This is a genomic window from Serratia myotis (assembly GCF_027474885.1).
Taxonomy (GTDB): domain Bacteria; phylum Pseudomonadota; class Gammaproteobacteria; order Enterobacterales; family Enterobacteriaceae; genus Serratia; species Serratia proteamaculans.
On the sequence record NZ_CP099707.1, the window covers coordinates 936312 to 958441 of the forward strand.

The window sequence follows — 22130 nt, forward strand, 5'->3', positions numbered from 1 at the left end:
TGAATTGAACATAACCTTATAATATTATTAACGGTAAATTTACGTTTGATGCATATTTCTTCTCCCCCAAAATCACCGACAATTGGGAATACGTCTCCTTCCAACTGGCCGCTGGCACTTTGCGCCGGGTTGTTGGGCATCGGGCAAAACGGCCTGCTGGTGGCGTTACCGGTGTTGGTCAGCATGACTCACCTGTCGCTTTCCGTCTGGGCCGGGCTACTAACGCTCGGCTCAATGCTGTTTCTGGTTGGCTCTCCGTGGTGGGGCAGGCAGTCTGAAATTCGTGGCTGCAAGTTTGTAGTAACCCTGGCCTTAACAGGGTATTTGTTCAGTTTTGCTTTACTGGCATTGGCGGTTTGGGGGCTGGCGGCCGGCTGGCTTTCGCCGATGCTGGGGCTGGGCGGCCTGATCGTGGCGCGGATTATTTATGGTTTGACGGTCTCCGGCATGGTACCGGCCAGCCAGACCTGGGCTTTGCAGCGTGCCGGTTACGAACAACGGATGTCGGCGCTGGCGACCATCAGCTCCGGGTTGAGCTGCGGGCGGCTGCTTGGCCCGCTGTGTGCGGCATTGGCGTTGTCGATTCATCCGATGGCGCCGCTGTGGCTGATGGCGATTGCGCCTTTAATCGCCTTGTTGGTGATATACCGCCAACAAAAGGATCCGCCTTTACCGCCGGTGGCCCATCAGCAGAATCGACTGCGTCTTAATATGGTGCCTTACCTGCTGTGCGCGGTGCTGTTGGCGGCTTCGGTCAGCCTGATGCAACTGGGATTGGCACCGCATTTGACCCGGATGTTCAGCCACTCGGCCACTGGCGTCAGCCATCATGTGGCGGTGTTGCTGAGTGTGGCGGCGGCCTGTACGTTGTTGGCACAGTTCCTGGTGGTGCGGCCACAGCGCTTTAGCGCGCCACAATTGCTGCTGATTGCGGCGGTGTTGATGGTCGTCGGCCTGGGCCTGATGTGTGCTCAGCCGCTGGCCTTGTTCTATGCCGGTTGTGCGCTGGCCTCCTTTGGCGCGGCCATGGCGACACCGGGCTATCAACTGATGTTGAACGATAAATTATCCACCGGCAAAGGATCGGGCGCTATCGCCACCAGCCACACGCTGGGTTATGGCCTGAGTGCGCTGATGGTGCCGGTGGTGGCCAGGTTTTATGGTGAGTCGCAGCTGATCGCGGCGGCTCTGATGATGGCGGTTCTGCTGGGCGGTATCAGCGGCTGGTTGTGGTGCCAGCACCGTATCCAGGTAAATTCTGCGGGAGAGTAACTGTTATGTCCGGCGCATCAAGCTACAGAATTTTTGATATCACACTGAAAGTAAAAGAAAACGTATCGCCTTCCTTGCTGCGCTGCGTATTCGAAGGACCGGACGTCCATCGCATGAAGTTAGAGGCGCCGGATCAGCGCATCAAACTGTTGTTCCCGGCCGAGAATGGCCAGCAGCCACTGTTGGAAAACAGCGACGACTGGTACCGCCACTATATGGCGATCCCGAAAGAACAACGCCCGATGATGCGGACTTATACGCTGCGTGCGTTGCGCACGGAACACAATCAGATGGACGTCGAGTTTGTGCTGCATGGCGTCAACGGCCCGGCTTCCGCCTGGGCGACCCAGGCCAAACCGGGAGATACCCTTCAGGCAGTGGCACCCAATGCCGATTTTGACGGTGACAGCGGCGGTTATGAATGGGCACCGCCGAGCGTGCTGCAACATGCCCTGCTGATCGCTGATGAAACGGCGGTACCGGCGGCGGTAGGTATTTTGGAACAGCTGGCGCAGCGGCCCAATCCACCGCAAGTGCAGGCGTTCTTTGAAGTACCGGTAGCGGGGGATTGCCTGAATATGGACCGTTTCCCGTTTGCCGAGGTGTATTGGTTACCGCGTGACGTTGGGCACCAGCAAATACATGGCACACTGCTGGTGGAGTCGGTACGCCAGCGGGTAAATATTCCAGAGTCGGCGCGTACGCAAGCACAGTCGCTGACGGAAAACAGCCTGGGCGGCGACCTGCTGTGGGAACGAGCGGAAGGGGCGAAAAGTTTCTACGCCTGGGTTGCGGCGGAGTCTTCAGCGGTGAAGGCATTACGCCGTTACCTGATTGGCGAACGCGATTTGGACCGTTCCACCGTGAACTTTATGGCCTATTGGTGCTGAGCTAATCCTTCAATAGCCGGCTTCACTTTGGTGGCGCACCGGGATCTCCGCGTCGTCACCTCTTTCCAGGTCGACGAGCCAATTATTGGTCTCTTCCTGAGACAGATGTCTACCATTTGCCTGATAGGCTTCCCATGCCTGTAACGCATCTTTGCGCAGCGCTTCGCGTTTTTCTTCTCGTTCGACATATTCACGGATCGCCTCACGCATTATCCAGTGCGCGCTGCGCTGACGTGTAGCCGCAATTTGCTGCACCCGCTGCTTCAGTTGTTCATCAATTTTAATCAATGTTGCACTCGTCATTGGTCTTCCCTGTTAGCTAAAAATAATACCTCAGACGGCTGACAAAGCCCGTTATTAGGGAGAGCGTGCCGAAGGGGTCGTAGCAGCCTTGGCTGCCGGAGCGCCCCTCGGTGCGCTAGGCCCGGGTATCTCGGGTTCAAAGACAACTTTTTCATCAAATTCAGATAGTACCTTTGGCTACTATACGGCGGGTTGAGTCGAGTTGTCCGAATTTCGTTCAGCCACGATTATTCCGCCATCAAACTCACATGCGCGGCGACGATACGCCAGCCGCAGGGCAGTTTGACCCAGGTTTGCATCTGGCGGCCGAGCCTATCGCTGCCCGGGCGGCGGAATTCGGTACTGGCCACCGCCATATCATCACCGTAGGTGGTGATGACGGTGTTCTCCAGCAGACGATCCAGCCCTTTCGAGGGGCGCTGCTGGCGGAAGTCACGGATCTGATCGATGCCGTACAAATTTTCCGTCGCACCGTAACGGACAGTGCGCCCATCGTGCCAAAACAGCTCATCCAAAACTTCAATATCATTGCCAATCAGCGCCTGTTCATAGCGATAAAACGCGCTGTTCACTTCTGCCAATACCGCCGGTCGATCGATATATTCACTTTTCAAGGTTAATCCTGTTTTTCCGCTAAACCACAGAAGGCCACGCCGCGTTGCTCCAGCGCATAGGCGGCTCGCAGCGCCAGATCCTCACGCCACGGCGGCGCGATAAGCTGCAGGCCGATCGGCAGCCCGGCCGCAGTTTTCAGCGGCACCGTCACCACCGGCAGACCGAGGAAGGAGATCGGCTGTGTCAACATGCCCATGCTGGCACGGATCGGCAGGTCGGTGCCGTTGATACGCATGGTTTCCTGACCAATCTCCGTTGCGCCGCACGGCGTGGCCGGGGCGATCAGAATGTCCCAGTGTTCAAACAGCGGCAGTACCTGCTGCTGAAAATGAGAGCGGAAACGTTGCGCCTGCAGATACCAGGCGGCGGGCAGCATGGCACCGGCCAGCAGCCGCTCGCGCGACAGCGGTTCAAAGCGCTCAGGCTGGCTGCGCAACTGCGGGAGATACTGGTTCCCCCCCTCGGCGGCGGTGAGAATGAACGCCGCCGAGCGTGCCAGTTCGGCCTGCGGCAGTTCGACTTCGGCGATGGCCTCCAGCGCCTGAGCGACCTGTTGCACCGCCGCTTTGGCGTCGTCATTGCACCACTGCTGGAAATAACCGGCCAGTACCGCACAACGCAGCCCCTGCTGACCACGCGGCAGCAGCGATTCGGTTTGGGTGATCGGTTTTTCCGCCTGGAAGCGGTCTTCGACGTCGGTACCCTGCATCACGTCATACACCGCTGCCAGATCGCGTACCCGACGGGCAAAGGGACCGACATGATCCAGACTGGCGACAAACGGCTGGCTGCCACTGCGCGAAAGGCGGCCAAAGGTCGGTTTCAGGCCAAAGATGCCGCACAGCGAGGCGGGCACGCGTATCGAGCCGTTGGTATCGCTGCCGAGCGAAAATGTCACCAGTCCGGCGGCGACTGCAGCCGCTGATCCGCCAGAGGATCCACCGGCAATACGTGTGGTGTCGTGTGGGTTGCGCGTTGCACCGTAGTGGCTATTTTCGGTGGTAAAACCGTAGGCATAGGCGTCCATATTCAGCATGCCAGAGAGCAGCGCGCCTTGCGCCGCCAGCTTGTTTACCACCCAGGCATCTTGTTTGGCAGGGGGGTTATCGCTGAACAGGCTGGCACCGGCCAGGGTGGTTTCCCCGGTGACGTCGAACAGGTTTTTCACCGCGTAAGGAATGGCTGCCAGGCTGGGTAGCGTTTGCCCCTGGGCACGGCTGCGATCGAGAAGATCGGCCTCACTCAACATACGTTCGCGGGTGACGTGGGTATAGGCGTTCAGCGAAGGATTTTGGCTGTCGATATTGTCCAGCGTTTGCTGGGCGATCTCGCGGGCGGAAATCGCGCCTTGTTTCAGGGCTGCGCGGATCTCGGCGATCGACAGTGCGCTTAGTGGATTCATGCTCGATATACCCCGGCAATCTCCAGACGCTGATCGAGTGGCAGGGCCATCAGCGGTTCCGCCATCGCAGCGATGCGGTTGAATTGGATCAGCAGTTCCTGACGGCGCACGTCATTCAGCTCCAGGGCCAGCACGGCTTCCATCTGGCTGATATAGTTCGCCCAGTCGGTGGCAGGTGGGTGGTTCATCGGTGTCCCCTTTTTGAGAGATCGGTTAGAAGCCGGCGGCGCTGCCGTTGCTGCGTGGATCAAAAGCGCCTTCGAGCATGCCGTTAGTATGGCGAACAATGGCACCGGCGTGGCCGACCGCTTCGCTGAAGTCCGGCAACAGTTCCACGTCGTGGCCGCGTTGACGCAGGTAGACAAGGGTTTCTTGGCTGAAACGCCCCTCCAGTTTTAATGAGTCGGAGCTTTCACCCCAGGTGCGGCCGAGTAGCCAGCGCGGCGCACTGATCGCCTGTTGCAGCGGCAGCCCCTGCACCACATGGCGGACAAATACCGCCGCCTGGGTTTGCGGCTGGCCATCACCCCCCATGGAGCCGTACACCAGGGTACGCCCGTCATACAGACGTGCCGCTGCCGGGTTCAACGTGTGGAAAGGTTGTTTGCCGGGTGCCAGTGCCAGCAGGTGCGCGGCATCCAGGCTGAAGGACGCGCCCCGGTTTTGCCACAGTACGCCACTTTGCGGCAGTACCACGCCGCTGCCGAATTCGTGATAGATACTCTGGATAAAGGACACCGCCAGACCGCTGCTGTCCATCACCCCCATCCAAACGGTATCGCCCGGCCCTTTGCCTTTGCCCCAGGCGGCGGCTTGTTCAGGATCGATGCGCCTGGCCAGGGTATCCAGATGTTCTGCCGTCAGTAGTTCTTGCGGATCCTGAGTCATTTGACGCGGGTCGGTGATAAATTGATCGCGCAGGCCGAAGGCCAGTTTGGTGGCCTCGACGATGCTGTGTACCACCGCGCCTTCGCTACGGCTGGCGAGCGGCAGGCGATCGGTTAGCCCGAGGATTGCCAGCGAGACCAGGCCCTGAGTCGGTGGTGTCAGGTTAAATATCTCCCCTTTCTGATGCTCCAGCCGCAGCGGGGTGCGGCGGCGCGGCCGATAATCTGCCAGATCCTGCGCGGTGAGCGGCATACCGAGCTTGGCCATATCCGCCGCCATGCCCTGTGCCAGCGGGCCGCGATAGAAGCTGTCCAGGCCCTGTTCGGCCAGAGCGATCAGAGTATCCGCTAACTGCGGCTGACAGAAACGTTGTCCGGCGTGAGGGATTTCCCCGTGCGGCAGGTAGGTGCGGGCAAAATGCTCCCGATCTGCCAACTCATGATATTTGCTGCGGGTAGCCGCCTCCTGCGAGGCAGTGACCGGAATGCCGTCTGCGGCATAGCGAATCGCATCTGCCAGCAGGCGCGACAGCGGCAACTGTTCGCCGCCCAATTCAACGGAGTAGTCCAGTGCTTCCTGCCAGCCACCGACGGTACCGGCGACGGTCAGCGCGGCTTTTGGCCCCCGATGTGGAATGTGACTTTCACCGGCGTAAAAATCCAGAGTGGCCAGCGATCCGGCAGCGCCGCTGGCGTCGATCGCCACCGGATCACCCTGTGGCGGAACGATCAGCCAGAATCCGTCGCCCCCAAGGCCATTCATGTGCGGGTAGACCACGGCGATGGTCGCGGCGGCGGCGACCATGGCTTCAATCGCGTTACCGCCTGCGCGCAGTACCGCCAGTGCACTTTCACTGGCGAGGTGATGTGGCGTGACGGCCATGCCCAATGGCGCGGTGTTGCTGTTAATCATTTCTTGGCCCTTGTTTGAGGTCAGCGTCTGCCTTAAACACAAGCAAGAGACGTTCCATGTTTTCTGCCAGGGCAATAATCGCTTGCCAGCGGGTGGATTGGCCGTGGTATGTTCCGCTGAAACAAAGGTTACAATCCCCGTCATATTTCATATTGCTGCGGCGTTGGCTTCCCTCGCTCAACCCAGTCACTTAGTTGACTAAGCTTCTGGGGACTTGCTCGGTTGCCGCCTGGCTGCACTTTGAAATCTATTGGGGAAAGCAGGAGTAACAATGAAGCAGATTGATGAACGCCTGCGCGGGGACTATCCGCAGCTCACGCCGCAGGAACAGCGGGTGGCCGATTTTATTTTCGATCACTTTGATGACCTGATCAGCTACAACAGTGCCGAACTGGCGCGCCTGAGCGGCGTCTCCAAAGCCACCGTCAGCCGCTTGTTCAAACGCCTGGGTTACCCGAGCTACCGCACTATGCGTGATGAATTGCGCACCCTGCGTCAGAGCGGTATGCCGCTGACCGATAACCGCGATGCGGTGCAGGGCAATACCCTGCTGGCACGCCACTACAAGCAGGAAATGGCTAATCTCACCCAGTGGGTGAACCATATTGATGCCGAGCAGTTCAACGCGGTGATCGCTGCTTTGGTGCAGGCGCGGCGGGTGGTGCTGATGGGGTTTCGCAATAGCTATCCGGTGGCGATGCATCTGCGTCAACAACTGATGCAGGTGCGTGAGCAGGTGTTACTGGTGCCGCAGCCCGGCCAGACGCTGGCGGAGGAACTGGTTGATATTGATCGGCGGGATGTAGCGGTGGTGGTGGCATTTCGTCGTCGGCCACGCCAGTTGCGGGCGTTATTGACGCAGTTACAGGTTCAACAGGTGCCGACTTTGCTGGTGTGTGAGCCGCAGGCGCAGGCGTTGATCCCGCTGGCCAACTGGCATCTGGCGGCGCCACTCGACAGCGTTTCTGCTTTCGACAGCTACTCTGCCGCCATGAGTCTGGCCAATCTGCTCAGCAATGCCTTGCTGCATGAGACGCTGGCGCAAGGGCGGCAACGTATTCACCAGATTGCCGATCTGTATAGCGATCTGGATGAGTTGGAACAGCGCTAAACTCAGCGCCATTTTGGTGCTTTCGCACTTAGATGGTGCGCTACTTGCCCGCTTAATAGATCCCCCTGCTATCACTTTGACAGGGGAGTTTCCTTCTTAATGCCCTAACTTACGGTCACTAAAGCCGATCGTTCCTGACACCCCGGATTGGCACATTAGTTGCAAAGTGATAATCAAAGAATCTTTTGTTTCATCATTTCACCATCGGGGATAATCTATGAACTTCAAGAAAATCGGGGTAGTGGCGTTAGGTGCGGTGCTGTTGCTGGCGCAGGCCGCTTCGGCGATGGCGGATCAACTGCAGGAAATCCAGCAGCGTGGCGTGCTGCGGGTGGCGGTACCCCAGGACTTCCCGCCATTCGGCTCCGTGGGCACCGATCTGCAGCCGCAGGGTTATGACATCGATATGGCGCAGTATCTGGCCGACAAGATGAAACTTAAGTTGCAGTTGGTGCCGGTCACCAGCGCCAATCGCGTACCTTATCTGCAAACCAACAAGGTCGATCTGGTGATTTCCAGCCTGGGCAAAAACGCGGAACGCGAGAAGGCGATCGCCTTCAGCCGTATCTATGCGCCGTTCTTCCTGGGCGTGTTTGGCCCGAAAGAGTCGGTACTGGCTGACGCCGCGCAGTTGGACGGTAAAACCATCGGCGTGACGCGCGGTGCGGTGGAAGACATGGTGCTGAGTGATACCGCGCCGAAGGGCGCACAAATCAAGCGCTATGAAGACAACAACACTACGCTGTCGGCCTATCTGTCCGGCCAGGTGCAATACATCGCCACCGGCAACCTGGTGGTGAGCGCCATAGCGCGGCAGAACCCGACCAAAGCGCCGGTGGCCAAATTTATGCTGAAAGATTCACCCTGCTATGTCGGTCTGCGTCTGGGTGAGCCGGCGCTGAAAGCGAAAGTGGACGAGCTGATTGAACAGGCGTTGAAGGACAACACCCTCAATGGCCTGTCCGAGAAATGGCTGAAAGCGCCGCTGCCTGCCGACTTCGGCGCATAACGGGAGCGCCTGATGACCTATCAGCTGAACTTTCCTGCCCTGTGGCCTTACCTGCCCGAATTGCTGGCCGGTCTGCTGACCACCATTGAGCTGACGGCGCTGGCCACCTTGATGGGGGTGGCGCTGGGTATTTGCGGTGCGGCGATCCGCAGCGGCAAGGCCAACTTGCTCAGCCGCGTTTGGGGTATTTACGTTGAGGTGGTGCGCAATACGCCGTTCGTGGTGCAACTGTTCTTCATCGTCTTCGGCCTGCCGAGTCTGGGCTGGAAACTGACCGCCGGGCAGGCGGCGCTGCTGGCGATGGTGATTAACCTGGGGGCCTACAGCACCGAGATCATCCGTGCCGGCATTCAGGTGACGCCGAAAGGCCAGTGGGAAGCCGGTAGGGTGTTGGGTCTCAGCCGCAGCCAGACATTTTTGCGCATCGTGTTGCCGCCGTCGCTGCAACGGATTTATCCGGCGTTGGTCAGCCAGTGCATTATCGTCATGCTGGGGTCATCGGTGGTGTCACAGGTGTCGTTCGAAGAGTTGACCTTCGCCGCCAACCTGATCCAGTCACGGACCTTCCTCAGTTTTGAGGTCTATCTGGTGACGGCGCTGTTTTACCTGTTGTTATCCATATTGATGCGCCAGCTGTTGCTGGCCGCCGGACGCCGTTTTCTAGGGAGCCAGGGCTGATGCTGACTTTTACCGACTGGGACATTGTGCGCAACCTGCTGTTGGCGGCACGCTGGACCCTGCTGCTGTCGCTGACGGCGTTTTTTGGCGGCACCCTGGTGACGTTGCCGCTGTTATTGCTGCGCCTGAGCAAGCGTAAGTGGGCGTTGCGGTTTGTCCGCTGTTATTCCGAACTGTTTCAGGGCACGCCGCTGCTGATGCAGTTGTTCCTGGCCTTCTTTGGTCTGGCGCTGTTCGGCATTGATGTTAGCCCCTGGACCGCTGCCGCTTTGGCACTGACTTTGTTTACCAGCGCTTTTCTGGTGGATATCTGGTCCGGCAGTATTGCCGCGTTGCCGAAAGGCCAGTGGGAAGCGTCGCGCTGTCTGGGGCTGAGTTTTGGTCAGACCCTGGTGCGGGTGATTGTGCCGCAGGCGGTGCGTATCGCTATCGCCCCTACCGTCGGTTTTTCGGTGCAGGTGATCAAGGGCACCGCACTGGCGTCGATCATTGGTTTTATCGAACTGACCAAGGCCGGCACCATGCTGAACAATGTCACTTATCAACCGTTTAAAGTTTTCGGCCTGGTCGCGTTGGGCTATTTCCTGATGTGTTATCCGCTGTCGCGCTACAGTCATTATCTGGAGAAGAAATTCCATGCCGCTCATCACAATTAATCAGGTGCAGAAATATTACGGTCAGAACCATGTGCTGAAGGGCGTGGATTTGGATATCGATATGGGCGAGGTGATTTCGATCATCGGCCGCAGCGGCTCCGGCAAGAGCACCTTGTTACGCTGCATCAACGGGTTGGAAGGCTATCAGGAAGGCAGTATCAAGCTGGGTGGCATGACCGTCACCGATCGCGATTCACAGGCCCGTGAAATCAGCCGCTCCATTGGCATGGTGTTCCAGAACTTCAATTTATTCCCGCACATGACCGCGCTGGAGAACGTGATGCTGGCGCCGCGTCGGGTGCTGAAGAAAAGCCCGGCCGAATGCCGTGAACTGGCGGAAGAGATGTTGAACAAGGTCGGGCTGGCTGAGCGCATGCATTATTCACCGGCTAACCTTTCCGGCGGACAGCAGCAGCGGGTGGCGATTGCCCGGGCGCTGGCGATGAACCCGAAAGTCTTGCTGTGTGATGAAATTACCTCGGCGTTGGATCCTGAGCTGGTGGGCGAAGTGCTCAAGGTGCTGGAGCAACTGGCCAAAGAGGGCATGACGCTGATCCTGGTGACCCATGAAATGAACTTTGCCCGCGAGGTCGGCGACCGGGTGGTGTTTATGCACCAGGGCAAGGTATGGGAGCAGGGCGACAGTCGCACGCTGTTCGCCAATCCGCAAACGCAGGAATTAAAACAGTTTATTGCATCGGTTCGCGGCCTGTCTGAGCACTGATGCGCGTAAATCTCTACCCAATAGATTTCAAGATGCAGGAAGGCGGCAACGCAGCAAGTCCCTGGGAGCGTACAGGTAGTACGTGACCAGGGCGAGCGAGGAAAGCCAACGCATCTGCAACTTGAAAGATGAAGGGTATATTAAGCTGGTAAGGAATCAACATGTTAGATATCACCCAATTCGATCAGATTAATCCACCTGCCCGCCTGCTGATGGGGCCGGGGCCGATCAACGCGGATCCGCGCGTGCTGCGCGCCATGTCGAGCCAGTTGATTGGTCAGTACGATCCGGCGATGACCGGTTACATGAATCAGGTGATGGAGCTGTATCGCGCGCTGTTCCGCACCGAAAACCGCTGGACGCTGTTGGTAGACGGCACTTCCCGCTCCGGTATCGAAGCGATGCTGGTCTCTTCAATCCGCCCTGGCGACAAGGTGCTGGTGCCGGTGTTTGGGCGTTTCGGTCATCTGCTGTGTGAGATAGCCCGCCGCTGCCGCGCCGAAGTGCACACCATAGAGGTGCCCTGGGGCGAGGTATTCACTGCCGACCAGATTGAAGACGCGATCAAGAAGGTACGCCCGCGCCTGCTGTTGACGGTGCAAGGCGACACCTCTACCACCATGCTGCAGCCGCTGGCGGAATTGGGGGATATCTGCCGCCGCCATGGCGTGCTGTTTTACACCGATGCCACCGCTTCGTTTGCCGGCAACCCGCTGGAAACCGATGCCTGGGGGCTGGATGCGGTCTCTGCCGGCCTGCAGAAATGTCTGGGTGGCCCGTCGGGCAGTTCGCCGGTCACTCTCAGCCCGCAGTTTGAAGAGATCGTTCGCCGCCGCAAATGCGTAGAGCAGGGCATTCGCACCCTCGACCACGCGGATGGTGACGACGAAATGATCTACTCCAACTACTTCGATCTCGGCATGATCATGGATTACTGGGGCCCGGAGCGTCTGAATCACCATACCGAAGCCACCAGCATGCTGTTTGCCGCGCGTGAGTGCGCCCGGGTGATCCTGGAAGAAGGGCTGGATAACACCATCGCCCGGCATAAATTGCACGGTGCGGCGATGCTGGCCGGCATTCAGGGCATGGGGCTGGAAGTGTTCGGCGATCTTGATAACCGCATGAATAACGTGCTCGGTGTGGTGATCCCGCAACAGGTGCACGGCGAGCAGGTCCGTCAGATGATGCTGAACGATTTCGCCATTGAGATCGGCACCTCGTTCGGCCCGCTGCAGGGCAAGATTTGGCGCATCGGCACCATGGGCTACAACGCGCGTAAAGACTGCGTGCTGCAGACCCTCACCGCGCTGGAAGCGGTGCTGAACCGGCTGGGTTTCGCCAGCAAACAGGGTGAAGCGCTGCAGGCGGCCTGGAATACCTACGACGACGGGAGTCGTTGATGGCGGCGCTGTTAACCGCCCAGGAGGCGGAGCAGGCTGCGGCTCGGGTGATGGCCCGCTGCGATGCGCTGGCGGCGATCAGCGCTACGCCGGGCCAGTTGACGCGGGTTTATCTGTCGCCGGAGCATCAACGCGCCAACCTGTTGGTCGGCGACTGGATGCGCACTATTGGCATGAAGGTCTGGCAGGACAGCGTCGGTAACCTCTGTGGCCGCTACGAAGGCCAAACGCCAGATGCGCCTGCGTTGCTGCTGGGTTCACATCTGGACACGGTGCGCAACGCCGGGCGCTATGACGGCATGCTCGGCGTGTTGACCGCGCTGGAAGTGGTGGCGCATTTGCATCGGCAGCAGCGGCGGTTGCCGGTGGCGGTTGAGGTGATTGGCTTTGCTGATGAAGAAGGCACGCGCTTTGGTATCGCGCTGCTGGGCAGCCGGGGCATTACTGGACAGTGGCCGGCGGATTGGCTGGAACGCACCGATGCTGATGGCATTAGCGTGGCACAGGCATTACGTGAGTTTGGGCTGGATCCTGCGGCAGTTGGCGAAGCGCGACGCGCGCAAAGTGATATCTGCGGCTATCTGGAACTGCATATTGAGCAAGGGCCTTGTCTGGAGGCGGCTGATCTGGCTTTGGGCGTGGTGACGGCAATTAACGGCGCCCGTCGGCTTAACTGTACCTTTACCGGCCAGGCAGGCCATGCCGGTACCGTGCCGATGGGGCAACGTAAAGACGCGCTGGCGGCGGCGGCGGAATGGATGGTGGCGGTAGAGGCGATGACTTCAGCCAGCGATCGGCACCTGGTGGCTACCGTTGGCCGAATTGAAAGCCTGCCGGGGGCGGTCAATGTGATCCCCGGTGAAGTCAAACTGACCCTCGATGTACGCGGCCCGGAAGATGGCCCGCTGGCAGCGCTGTTGACGCAGTTGCTGGAACAGGCGCAGGCGATCTGTACCCGTCGGGGACTGCGTTTTGACAGTGAAGAGTTTTACCGCATAAATGCAACGGCCTGTGATGCAAATTTGCAACAGCGCTGGCAGCAGAGCGTGATGGCGGTACAGGGGCGCAGTATGGCGTTGCCGAGCGGCGCCGGGCACGATGCGATTGCCGTAGCGGCCTGTTGGCCGGTGGGGATGCTGTTTGTCCGCTGCGATCGCGGCATTAGCCACCATCCGGCCGAAGCCGTCAGCCAGTCCGATGTGGCGCTGGCGATCCAGGCTTACTGCCAGACGGTTAGCGGTTGGGAGGAGGCCTGATGAGTCTGCAACGATTTAATCAATTGCCACAGGCGGAAGCGGAGCGTTTACTGCGGCCCTGCGTGGATATTGCGGCCTGGATCGCGGCGGTGATAGTAGCGCGGCCCTTCAGCAGCATCGACGCCGCGCTGGCGGTGGCCTGGCAAGCGGCACTGCGCTGGCAGCCGGAAGAGATCAGCCAGGCATTGGCGCAGCACCCGCGTATCGGTGAACGTGCCAAGGGCCAGGGGCAAGAGGCGCAATTTTCACAGCGTGAGCAAGCGGCGGTCAACGCGCAGGATGCTGAGCTGACCGAAGCGCTGTGGGACGGGAACCGACGCTATGAACAGCAATTTGGTCAGGTATTTTTGATCCGTGCCGCCGGTCGCGATGGTCAGAGTATTTTACGTGAGTTACAACGGCGATTGAATAACAGTGCGGAGCAGGAACGGCAGGAAACCGCCGAACAACTGCGTGAAATCGTGATGCTGCGTTTTAAGGAGTTACTGAGCGATGAGTAATATCAGCACCCATATTCTGGACACCTCACTCGGTAAACCCGCTGCGGGCGTGCGGGTGTGGCTGGAGCAGCAACAGGGCGGGCAGTGGCGAACCCTGGCAGAAAGCTATACCGATGCCGACGGCCGTGCGCGTGACCTAACTCCTGACAGCCTGCCCGCCGGGCATTACCGTCTGTCTGCCGATCTCGGCGCTTACTTTGCCGCTGACCGGCGTGCAACCTTGTATGCCACGGCAATTATCGATTTTGTCATCAATGATGCGGCGCAGCATTACCATTTACCGCTGCTCATCAGCCCGTATTCCTACTCAACCTACCGGGGCAGTTAAACGCCCTTAGCGGTTAACCCGCATTGACGAGGTACCTATGGCTCTGTCTCAGGATAAGGGCGCGGCTTCGTGCTGCCCGGAAGATGAAAAACTGCCGCTGGCAAAGACCTTCGCCTACGGCTTGCAGCATATTCTGACCATGTACGGCGGGATTATCGCACCGCCGCTGATCATCGGGTCGGCCGCAGGGTTAGGCGCGCCGCAGATTGGCATGCTGGTGACGGCAGCCCTGTTTGTCAGCGGGTTGGCGACGCTGTTGCAAACCCTTGGGGCACCCGGCTTCGGTTCGCGTCTGCCGCTGGTACAGGGCGTGTCCTTTGCCGGGGTGGCGACCATGGTGACGATTGTGACCGGCGATGGCGGGTTGCCGGCGGTGTTCGGTGCGGTGATTGCCGCCTCGCTGATTGGGTTGTTGATCGCGCCGTTCTTCTCACAAATTATCCGCTTCTTCCCGCCGGTGGTCACCGGTACCGTGGTGACGGTGATCGGGCTGTCGCTGATGCCGGTGGCGGTGCGCTGGGCCATGGGCGGCAACGCCAGGGCGGCAGACTGGGGATCAACCGGAAATATTGGCCTGGCGGCCTTCACGCTGGCGGTGATTTTGCTGCTGAACAAGGTCGGCTCTCCGGCGCTGAAGCGGCTGTCGGTGTTGCTGGCGATGGCGGTCGGCTGCGTGGTCGCCGTGCTGGCGGGTAAAATAAGCTTTGCCGCCGTAAGCAGCGGGCCATGGCTGGCATTCCCTGAGCCTTTCGCCTACGGTTGGCCGACCTTCGAACTGAGCGCGATCCTCTCGATGCTGTTGATCGTGTTGGTGTTGCTGACGGAAACCACCGCCGGGTTGATGGCGGTTGGCGAGATCGTCGGTTCGCCGGTGAATGCGCGCCGCATAGCCAATGGCCTGCGCGCTGATATGCTGTCCAGCGCGCTGTCGCCAGTGTTCAACTCATTCCCACAAAGCTCGTTTGCCCAGAACATCGGATTGGTGGCGATCACCGGCGTGAAGAGCCGCTTTGTGGTCAGCGCCGGAGGGGCCATTTTGGTGCTGCTGGGGTTACTGCCGGTACTGGGGCGGCTGGTGGCCTGTATTCCGTTGCCGGTTTTGGGGGGCGCAGGCGTGGTGCTGTTCGGTTCGGTGGCTGCCAGCGGGATCCGCACCCTGGCAAAGGTGGATTACAAGGACAATATGAATCTGGTGGTGGTGGCGACGGCGATTGCCTTCGGCATGATCCCGATCGTGATGCCGACCTTCTACGATCAGTTCCCGAACTGGGTGCGCACCTTATTGCATTCCGGTATCAGCGCTTCCTGCCTGGTGGCGTTGCTGCTGAACCTGCTGTTTAACCCTATTGGTGCCAAAGAAGAAAACGCGGTGGAAGAGGAGCTTTCCTGAAAAAACGGGCGCAGCGGACTGCGCCCGGAAGGATTAATCGTGGCGCAGGAAGCTGTCGGCATCACGCCAGGCCGGGAAGGCGCTGCGGTAGCTTTGCAGGTTTTCCAGCGACAGTTCGGCGTCCAGCCGTGCGGCGGCACCGGGTTCCGCCTGGGCCAATGTTTCCCCCTGCGGGCTGAGGATCAGGCTGTCACCGCTGTAGTTCAGGCCGTTGCCGTCTTCGCCGACGCGGTTGCAGCCGGCCACGAACACCTGGTTCTCAATGGCGCGTGCTGCCAGCAGCGTTTGCCAGTGTTTGCTGCGCGGTGCCGGCCAGTTGGCGACGTACAGTGCCAGATCGTAATCCTGTTGATAGCGGGACCACACCGGGAAACGCAGGTCATAACAGATCTGCGGCAGGATTCGCCAACCGCGCCACTCGAAAATTTCACGCCGTTTGCCGGCCTGATAGTGCAGGTGCTCGCCGGCCATGCGGAACAGATGGCGTTTATCGTAGGCATGCACCCGGCCGTTCGGCTCGACCAGCAGGAAACGATTAACCGCGCCCTCGGCAGTTTTCAGCGCTACGCTGCCGCCGACCAGGGCGTTACTTTTACTTGCCCAGCCGTGCAACCAGTCGACGACCTGCTGTTCCGGCAGTGCGCTTTCCCCGGCATCCATAGCAAAGCCGGTGGTAAACATCTCCGGCAGTACGATCAGGTCGCGGCCGCTTAACGGCGCCAGCAGCGCATCAAAATGACGCAGGTTGGCTTCGCCATCTCGCCAAACCAAAGGTTGCTGCAACAGGGTAATTTTTAAAGTCGACATAACCGCTCCGCAGCCGCATCCAGCGTGGCATCCTGTTTAGCGAAGCACAGCCGGATCAATTTATGAGGGAAAGGATCGGCACAGAAGACCGACAGCGGGATCGCCGCCACGCCAACGTGCTCGGTTAACCAATGGCAGAATGCCACGTCGTCCAAATTGGAAACGGCGCTGTAATCGGCCAGTAAGAAGTATGTACCCTCGCAGGGCAAAATTTCCAGTCGACTGTTGGACAGCGCCTGCACAAAACGATCGCGCTTGGCGCGATAAAATGCCGACAATTGCTGCCAGTGTTCCGGCTCGCTGCGCAGCATGTCCGCCAGCGCCAACTGGGCCGGGGTGTTGACCGAGAAGGTCAGGTACTGGTGCACCTTGCGCACTTCCGCACTCAGCGCGGCCGGAGCCACGCAGTAACCCACTTTCCAGCCGGTCATGTGGAAGGTTTTGCCGAAGGAAGACACGGCGATGGCGCGCTGACGCAACTGCGGGTGCGCCAATACGCTGGTGTGGCCGCCCTTGGCGAAACAAATGTGCTCGTAGACTTCATCGCTCAGCACGTAGATCTCGTGATCGCCAATGGCATGCCACAGTTGCTGCATATCTTCCGCCTGCCAGGCCGTGGCGGAAGGGTTGTGCGGCGTATTGAGGATCACCAGCCGGGTGCGGGGTGACAGCAACTCAGCAAACTGTTGCCAGTCGACGCTGAACGCCGGGGGTTGCAGCGCAATACGTTTTAGCGTGCCGCCGGATAAGGTCACCGCCGGCGCATAGCTGTCGTAGCTGGGATCAAAGCAGATCACTTCATCGCCAGGGCGTACCAGCGCGCTGATAGCGGCGAACAGCGCCTCGGTGGCACCCGCGGTGACGGTGACTTCGTTAGTGGCGTCCGGCAGCCAGCCGTACAGGGCGGCGGTTTTCTCGGCGATGGCCTCACGCAGTGGGGCGACACCGGTCATCGGAGCATATTGGTTCGCGCCCTGGCTGACATGCCAGGCCAGACGTTCTTTCAGGTAGTCCGGGCCATCGAAATCGGGGAAGCCCTGCGACAGGTTGATCGCCTGATGCTGCGCCGCCAGCGCACTCATCTGGGTGAAAATGGTGGTGCCCAGCGCGGGCAGTTTACTTTCGGGAATCAATGCTGAAGTGCTCATAGCAGGCTAATACTCCTGGCGCTTATGTTGCCGTCAATATAACACGATGTTAGTATTTGGCAATCAAGACGCTTAGATGGCTAAATGAAGAAAAAATCTAACCATTAATCAAATCATTCTAAGCTTCACCTGCAGATGACCTTACAGACCGGGAAACGATAATGACCGAAAATCCGCAACTTACAGCGCTATTGTCTGCCTGTCACTGGATTGGTGAAAAGGGCTGGTGCCCGGCGACCGGTGGCAATATGTCGCTGCGTCTCGATGACCAGCATTGTCTGGTGACCGAATCCGGTAAGGATAAAGGCAGCCTGACCGAAACTGACTTCCTGCTGGTGGAAACCGCCAGCAACCATGTGCCGAGCGGCCGCACGCCGTCGGCGGAAACCGGTCTGCATACCCTGATTTACCGGCTATATCCGCAGATTGGTGCGGTGCTGCATACGCATTCGGTGAATGCGACCGTGCTGTCGCGGGTTGAACGCAGCGATGGACTGGTGTTGCAGGGCTATGAGATGCAAAAATCCCTCGGCGGCCAGAGTTCGCATCTGGACAGCGTGGTGATCCCGATTTTCGATAACGACCAGGATATCCCGCGTTTAGCGGCGCGCGTGGCGGCCCATGCCGAAGTCACGCCGCTGCAGTACGGTTTTCTGGTGCGCGGCCACGGTTTGTATTGCTGGGGCCACCAGGTCGCGGAAGCACGTCGTCATCTTGAAGGGCTGGAATTCCTGTTCCAGTGCGAACTACAACGCCGTTTACTGGAGGCAAAATGATCCGCGCCATTGTTACCGACATTGAAGGCACGACCAGCGATATCCGTTTCGTCCATCAGGTGCTGTTCCCCTATGCACGCGAACGCCTGGCGACCTTTCTCCGTCAGCACGCTGGAGAGGCCGAAGTCGCCGCCCCGCTGGCCGCTTTGCGCCAGGAACTTGAGCAGCCGCAGGCGGATATCGAGCAACTGATTACCGCGTTGTACCGCTTTATGGATGAAGACCGTAAATCTACCGCGCTGAAGGCGCTGCAAGGCATCATCTGGCGCAGCGGCTACCAGAACGGCGATTTTCGCGGGCATTTGTACCCGGAGGTGGCTGAGCAACTGGCCGCCTGGCAATTGCAGGGGCTGAAGCTGTACGTCTATTCTTCCGGCTCGGTGGAGGCGCAGAAACTGCTGTTCGGCTACAGCGACGCCGGGGATTTACAGCCGCTGTTCAGCGGTTATTTCGATACCCACGTCGGTGCCAAGCGTGAAACCGCTTCGTACCGCAATATCGCCAGTGAAATCGGTATCGTCCCTGACCAGCTGTTATTCCTTTCCGACATTCATCAAGAGCTGGACGCCGCTCGTGCCGCAGGTTGGCATACCTGCCAACTGATCCGCGATGACGCCGATAACCAGAGTCAACATCCGCAGGTTAACCGTTTTGATCATATCGATTTAGGGGAGTTTGCCTCATGAGTGGATTGACTATTTTCAGTGATAAAGAGCCGCAGCAGCCACTGTGGCAGAGCCGCGACGCGCAGGCCATCCAGCAGCAACTGGCGCAAATTGGCGTTCGTTTTGAGCGCTGGCAGGCGGACCGTGAACTGGGTGAAAACCCGGAGCCGGCGACGGTGATTGCCGCCTATCAGCAGCAAATCGATCGGCTGGTGGCGGAGAAGGGCTACCAGAGTTGGGATGTGATCAGCATGCGTCCGGATAATGCCCAGCGTGAAGTGCTGCGCAGCAAGTTTTTATCCGAACACACGCACGGCGAAGATGAAGTACGTTTCTTTGTTGAAGGGGCCGGGCTGTTCTGCCTGCATCTGGATGGCAAGATCTTCCAGATCCTGTGTGAGAAGAACGATCTGATCTCGGTGCCGGCTGATACCCGCCATTGGTTCGATATGGGTTCGGCACCGAATTTCACTGCTATCAGGGTGTTCGATAACCCGGAAGGCTGGGTAGCGCATTTCACCGGCGATAACATCGCCGATGCCTACCCGCGCCTAGACTGACCGCTACGATGCGGGTGTTAACCTAACGCCCGCTGGAAAATCCCTTCATTGACCTGCTGTGGCGTGATCACGCCGCTGTCGAACACCCAACCGCTAATCAACGCCGCGGGCGTCACGTCAAACGCCGGGTTATAAACCTGGGCATCGGCAGGGGCCCACTGGCAAGAGCCAAAACTGCCGGACACACCGGTCACTTCAGTTGCGGCACGCTGCTCGATAGGGATTGCGGCACCATTCGGACAGTGCGGATCGTGCGTAGTGTGCGGGGCCGCGACGTAGAACGGAATGCGGTGATAGTGCGCCAGTACTGCCAGGCTATAAGTGCCAATCTTGTTGGCGACGTCACCGTTAGCGGCGATGCGGTCTGCACCCACCCACACCGCATCCACCTGGCCTTGCGCCATCAGGCTGGCTGCCATGGAGTCACAAATCAGCCGATAGGGGATACCAAACTCACCCAGTTCCCAGGCGGTCAATCGGCCACCTTGCAGCAACGGGCGGGTTTCATCGACCCACACCTGCTGCACCTTGCCCTGCTGATGAGCGCGCAACAGCACGCCGATAGCGGTACCAATGCCGGCGGTTGCCAGACCCCCGGTATTGCAGTGGGTCAGCAGGCGGCTGCCGGGTTTCACCAGCTCGGCGCCGTGATCGGCAATGCGATCGCACAATTGACGATCTTCTTCCACCAGGCGTAGCGCTTCTTCCACCATTGCCGGCACCCAGTGCGGTTGTGCCAGTGCCAGCTTCATGCGGTCCAGGTTGTTCATCAGGTTGACCGCCGTCGGTCGTGAGGCGCGCAGGGTGATCAGCGCCTGCTCCAGTTCCTCACGCGGTAAGCCGCGCTCTGCCAGCAGAGCCAGTAACAGGCTGGCAGACAGGCCGATCAGCGGCGCACCCCGCACCCGCAAGGTGAGAATATGATCAACCAGCTGTTCCACGCTGTCGCAGGTCCGCCACTGTTTTTCCTGCGGCAAAGCCTGCTGGTCGAGGATCCAAAGTCGGTTGTCGCTCAGGGTCAAACTGGTGGTGTTAAGCGCTTGCATCGGCGGTTAATTCCTTGTTGCGTAGTTATTGCATCTGGAAAGCTATTCTGCCAACATGACTTCCGGATGTATAGACGTCCAAATGCTTTTACGTCTAAAAAAATATAATCGCTGGGTCAGTGAGAAAGTTCAGAGGGGTTGGGAATGTCGCATTATCGTACGTTTACTGCTGCTGATGCCGTTGAGTATGCCCGTCAATATGGGCAGTTAGCCGATCCCCAGGCGTTGGTGAGCGCTGACGAGATTGGTGACGGTAATCTGAACCTGGTGTTCAAGATCCGCGATCGTGATGGTGTGAGCCGGGTGATAGTCAAACAGGCGCTGCCGTATGTTCGATGCGTGGGCGAATCCTGGCCGTTAACCCTGGATCGCGCACGTATTGAAGCGGAAACCCTGTTGATCCATGGCGGTTTTTGTCCAAGGCATACGGTAAAGGTGTTGTATCACGATCCTGAACTGGCGGTGATGGTGCAGGAAGATCTTTCTGATCACCATATCTGGCGCAGTGAGTTACTCAAGGGGCACTATTACCCGTTGGCTGCCGGGCAACTGGCGGAGTATTTGGCGCAAACCCTGTTCCATACTTCTGACTTTTATCAGACCGCGCAGGAGAAAAAAGCGGAGGTTAGTCGCTTTAGTAACCCCGAACTGTGCCAGATCACCGAAGATCTGTTCTTTACCGATCCCTATATTGACCATGAGCGTAATCAGTTTGATCCGGTGCTGTTGCCGCAGGTCCTTGAGCTGCGTGACGATGCGGCACTGAGGCTGGCGGTCGCCGGATTGAAGCATCGTTTCCTGAGCAAGGCGGAAGCGCTGTTGCACGGTGATATCCACAGCGGCTCGGTTTTTGTCGCGGAAGGCAAGCTGAAGGCGATAGACGCCGAGTTTGGTTTCTATGGCCCGATCGGTTTCGACGTCGGTAGCGTATTGGGCAATTTGTTACTGAACTATTGCGGTCTGCCAGGGCTTTTGGGGCCGCGTGACGCCGCTGCCGGGCGCGAGCAGCGCTTGCAGGATGTTCGCGAACTCTGGCTGATTTTTGCCGATCGTTTCCTGGCATTGTGTCACCAACAGACACGAGAACTGGCGCTGGCAGTTCCGGGCTACGCCGAACAGTTTCTGCAACAGGTGTGGACCGATGCGGTTGGTTACTGTGGTAGTGAGTTGATCCGTCGCACCATAGGTCTGGCGCACGTTGCCGATCTGGACAGCATCAGCGATGACGATATGCGTGCCGAATGCCAGCGCAGTGCGTTGAGTCTGGGCCGCGCGCTGATCGTCAACGCGTCGCAAATCGAACATATCGACGCGTTGTTGGCGCGCATCCGCCAGAACGGCTAAGCCTCCTGGATGTGGTGAAAAGGGTGCTCATGGATCCGTCGCTAACAACCAACAGGCGGGGGCAAGCCCCGCCGTTGGGTTGCCTTACCCTTCGGGTTCGTAAGCCAAAATGGCGGCAACCTCCGTGTCTCCCAGTGTGATGCGCAGTTCACATAGAGAACCGCGAGTGATCCACATCAACGCTATCAGCGTGATGCAGATAATCATCAGCCTCAGAACGACCCGTTCCTGCTGCATTTTTGACCTCCTTATCCTTGCCTTGCGGCGGGTAAGAGGCTAACCTGATGTTGTTTGGACATACAGAGTGGCCTCGGGTTGATAATATCGACTCGGGGCCTTTCTCTTTCTATCCGTTACCAAGGCTCCGGACAGAAAGATCCAGAGCACCCATCCGCAGTCTATCCGATTATCCCCAGGGTTAAATTAGCCGTTCTGATAACGTTGCGA

Annotated in this window: 25 protein-coding genes; 16 read left to right on the forward strand and 9 right to left on the reverse strand. The window is 58.9% G+C overall.

Translation table 11 applies throughout. The features are described from left to right. Positions 1–48: 48 nt before the first annotated feature. Positions 49–1272, forward strand: coding sequence for an MFS transporter (locus tag NHG65_RS04315; protein ID WP_219015459.1), 1224 nt, complete (start codon positions 49–51; stop codon positions 1270–1272). A 5-nt stretch (positions 1273–1277) separates the two neighbouring features. Further along, positions 1278–2162: a siderophore-interacting protein gene (locus NHG65_RS04320; RefSeq protein ID WP_499182963.1), complete on the forward strand. Its 885-nt coding sequence runs from the start codon at positions 1278–1280 to the stop codon at positions 2160–2162. A gap of 9 nt (positions 2163–2171) precedes the next feature. On the opposite strand, the gene NHG65_RS04325 is transcribed toward NHG65_RS04320, so the two are convergent. The 5 genes from NHG65_RS04325 to NHG65_RS04345 form a co-directional block, all read right to left on the reverse strand. Next, positions 2172–2465 (reverse strand): CopG family ribbon-helix-helix protein, encoded by a 294-nt coding sequence (locus tag NHG65_RS04325; RefSeq protein ID WP_261283689.1) that lies wholly within the window; start codon positions 2463–2465, stop codon positions 2172–2174. 227 nt (positions 2466–2692) lie between these two features. After that, positions 2693–3079: an oxalurate catabolism protein HpxZ gene (gene hpxZ, locus NHG65_RS04330; RefSeq protein ID WP_112347814.1), complete on the reverse strand. Its 387-nt coding sequence runs from the start codon at positions 3077–3079 to the stop codon at positions 2693–2695. 2 nt (positions 3080–3081) lie between these two features. After that, positions 3082–4482, reverse strand: a complete 1401-nt coding sequence (locus tag NHG65_RS04335; RefSeq protein ID WP_499182964.1) for an AtzE family amidohydrolase — start codon at positions 4480–4482, stop codon at positions 3082–3084. After that, positions 4479–4670: an oxalurate catabolism protein HpxX gene (gene hpxX / locus NHG65_RS04340; protein ID WP_499182965.1), complete on the reverse strand. Its 192-nt coding sequence runs from the start codon at positions 4668–4670 to the stop codon at positions 4479–4481. Before hpxX ends, NHG65_RS04335 begins: the two co-directional genes overlap by 4 nt. A gap of 25 nt (positions 4671–4695) precedes the next feature. After that, positions 4696–6282, reverse strand: coding sequence for a gamma-glutamyltransferase family protein (locus NHG65_RS04345; RefSeq protein ID WP_499182966.1), 1587 nt, complete (start codon positions 6280–6282; stop codon positions 4696–4698). Positions 6283–6553: 271 nt separating this feature from the next. Here NHG65_RS04345 and NHG65_RS04350 point away from each other — a divergent pair, with 271 nt between their 5' ends. The 10 genes from NHG65_RS04350 to NHG65_RS04395 all read left to right on the forward strand — a co-directional run bounded on the left by NHG65_RS04350 (position 6554) and on the right by NHG65_RS04395 (position 15337). Beyond that, entirely contained in the window at positions 6554–7393 is an 840-nt protein-coding gene (locus tag NHG65_RS04350; RefSeq protein ID WP_499182967.1) for a MurR/RpiR family transcriptional regulator, read from the forward strand. Between the two features lie 286 nt (positions 7394–7679). Beyond that, entirely contained in the window at positions 7680–8402 is a 723-nt protein-coding gene (locus NHG65_RS04355; RefSeq protein WP_488175598.1) for a transporter substrate-binding domain-containing protein, read from the forward strand. Positions 8403–8414: 12 nt separating this feature from the next. Next, positions 8415–9080, forward strand: coding sequence for an amino acid ABC transporter permease (locus NHG65_RS04360; RefSeq protein ID WP_099064942.1), 666 nt, complete (start codon positions 8415–8417; stop codon positions 9078–9080). Continuing rightward, positions 9080–9736 (forward strand): amino acid ABC transporter permease, encoded by a 657-nt coding sequence (locus NHG65_RS04365; RefSeq protein WP_085115321.1) that lies wholly within the window; start codon positions 9080–9082, stop codon positions 9734–9736. The genes NHG65_RS04360 and NHG65_RS04365 overlap by 1 nt, the downstream gene beginning before the upstream one ends. Next, positions 9717–10460 (forward strand): amino acid ABC transporter ATP-binding protein, encoded by a 744-nt coding sequence (locus tag NHG65_RS04370; protein WP_099064941.1) that lies wholly within the window; start codon positions 9717–9719, stop codon positions 10458–10460. The genes NHG65_RS04365 and NHG65_RS04370 overlap by 20 nt, the downstream gene beginning before the upstream one ends. Before the next feature lie 161 nt (positions 10461–10621). Continuing rightward, a complete protein-coding gene (locus NHG65_RS04375; RefSeq protein WP_099064940.1) occupies positions 10622–11863 on the forward strand; it encodes a pyridoxal-phosphate-dependent aminotransferase family protein in 1242 nt (413 codons plus the stop codon). Beyond that, a complete protein-coding gene (gene hpxK / locus NHG65_RS04380; protein ID WP_499182968.1) occupies positions 11863–13119 on the forward strand; it encodes an allantoate amidohydrolase in 1257 nt (418 codons plus the stop codon). Before NHG65_RS04375 ends, hpxK begins: the two co-directional genes overlap by 1 nt. Beyond that, positions 13119–13619 (forward strand): 2-oxo-4-hydroxy-4-carboxy-5-ureidoimidazoline decarboxylase, encoded by a 501-nt coding sequence (gene uraD / locus NHG65_RS04385; protein WP_261415281.1) that lies wholly within the window; start codon positions 13119–13121, stop codon positions 13617–13619. Before hpxK ends, uraD begins: the two co-directional genes overlap by 1 nt. Next, complete coding sequence (gene uraH, locus NHG65_RS04390; protein ID WP_499182969.1) at positions 13612–13947, forward strand: hydroxyisourate hydrolase; 336 nt, start codon at positions 13612–13614, stop codon at positions 13945–13947. Before uraD ends, uraH begins: the two co-directional genes overlap by 8 nt. Before the next feature lie 37 nt (positions 13948–13984). Then, positions 13985–15337, forward strand: coding sequence for a nucleobase:cation symporter-2 family protein (locus tag NHG65_RS04395; RefSeq protein ID WP_499182970.1), 1353 nt, complete (start codon positions 13985–13987; stop codon positions 15335–15337). 33 nt (positions 15338–15370) lie between these two features. On the opposite strand, the gene NHG65_RS04400 is transcribed toward NHG65_RS04395, so the two are convergent. Beyond that, the gene (locus NHG65_RS04400) at positions 15371–16144 is read right to left on the reverse strand and encodes an amidohydrolase (RefSeq protein ID WP_099064935.1); all 774 of its coding nucleotides are present in this window, start codon (positions 16142–16144) and stop codon (positions 15371–15373) included. Then, the gene (locus NHG65_RS04405; RefSeq protein ID WP_413481086.1) at positions 16132–17292 is read right to left on the reverse strand and encodes a pyridoxal phosphate-dependent aminotransferase; all 1161 of its coding nucleotides are present in this window, start codon (positions 17290–17292) and stop codon (positions 16132–16134) included. Before NHG65_RS04405 ends, NHG65_RS04400 begins: the two co-directional genes overlap by 13 nt. Positions 17293–17453: 161 nt before the next feature. Here NHG65_RS04405 and NHG65_RS04410 point away from each other — a divergent pair, with 161 nt between their 5' ends. From NHG65_RS04410 to NHG65_RS04420, 3 genes are read left to right on the forward strand one after another with little or no spacing between them, the layout of a single operon-like run. After that, positions 17454–18068 carry a methylthioribulose 1-phosphate dehydratase gene (locus NHG65_RS04410; RefSeq protein ID WP_207976401.1) on the forward strand — a complete coding sequence of 205 codons (615 nt, stop codon included), beginning with the start codon at positions 17454–17456 and terminating at the stop codon, positions 18066–18068. Further along, positions 18065–18754, forward strand: a complete 690-nt coding sequence (mtnC, locus tag NHG65_RS04415) for an acireductone synthase (protein ID WP_099064933.1) — start codon at positions 18065–18067, stop codon at positions 18752–18754. The genes NHG65_RS04410 and mtnC overlap by 4 nt, the downstream gene beginning before the upstream one ends. Further along, on the forward strand, positions 18751–19293 hold the full coding sequence (locus tag NHG65_RS04420) for a 1,2-dihydroxy-3-keto-5-methylthiopentene dioxygenase (RefSeq protein ID WP_099064932.1): 543 nt from the start codon (positions 18751–18753) through the stop codon (positions 19291–19293). Before mtnC ends, NHG65_RS04420 begins: the two co-directional genes overlap by 4 nt. Positions 19294–19310: 17 nt before the next feature. On the opposite strand, the gene mtnA is transcribed toward NHG65_RS04420, so the two are convergent. Further along, positions 19311–20339 carry an S-methyl-5-thioribose-1-phosphate isomerase gene (gene mtnA, locus NHG65_RS04425; RefSeq protein WP_499182971.1) on the reverse strand — a complete coding sequence of 343 codons (1029 nt, stop codon included), beginning with the start codon at positions 20337–20339 and terminating at the stop codon, positions 19311–19313. A gap of 144 nt (positions 20340–20483) precedes the next feature. Between mtnA and mtnK the strand changes: the two genes are divergently transcribed. After that, the gene (gene mtnK / locus NHG65_RS04430; RefSeq protein ID WP_099064930.1) at positions 20484–21683 is read left to right on the forward strand and encodes an S-methyl-5-thioribose kinase; all 1200 of its coding nucleotides are present in this window, start codon (positions 20484–20486) and stop codon (positions 21681–21683) included. An 84-nt stretch (positions 21684–21767) separates the two neighbouring features. Here the strand turns inward: mtnK and NHG65_RS04435 are convergent, their stop codons facing one another. Then, on the reverse strand, positions 21768–21920 hold the full coding sequence (locus NHG65_RS04435; protein ID WP_085115335.1) for a Hok/Gef family protein: 153 nt from the start codon (positions 21918–21920) through the stop codon (positions 21768–21770). Positions 21921–22130: the final 210 nt, after the last annotated feature.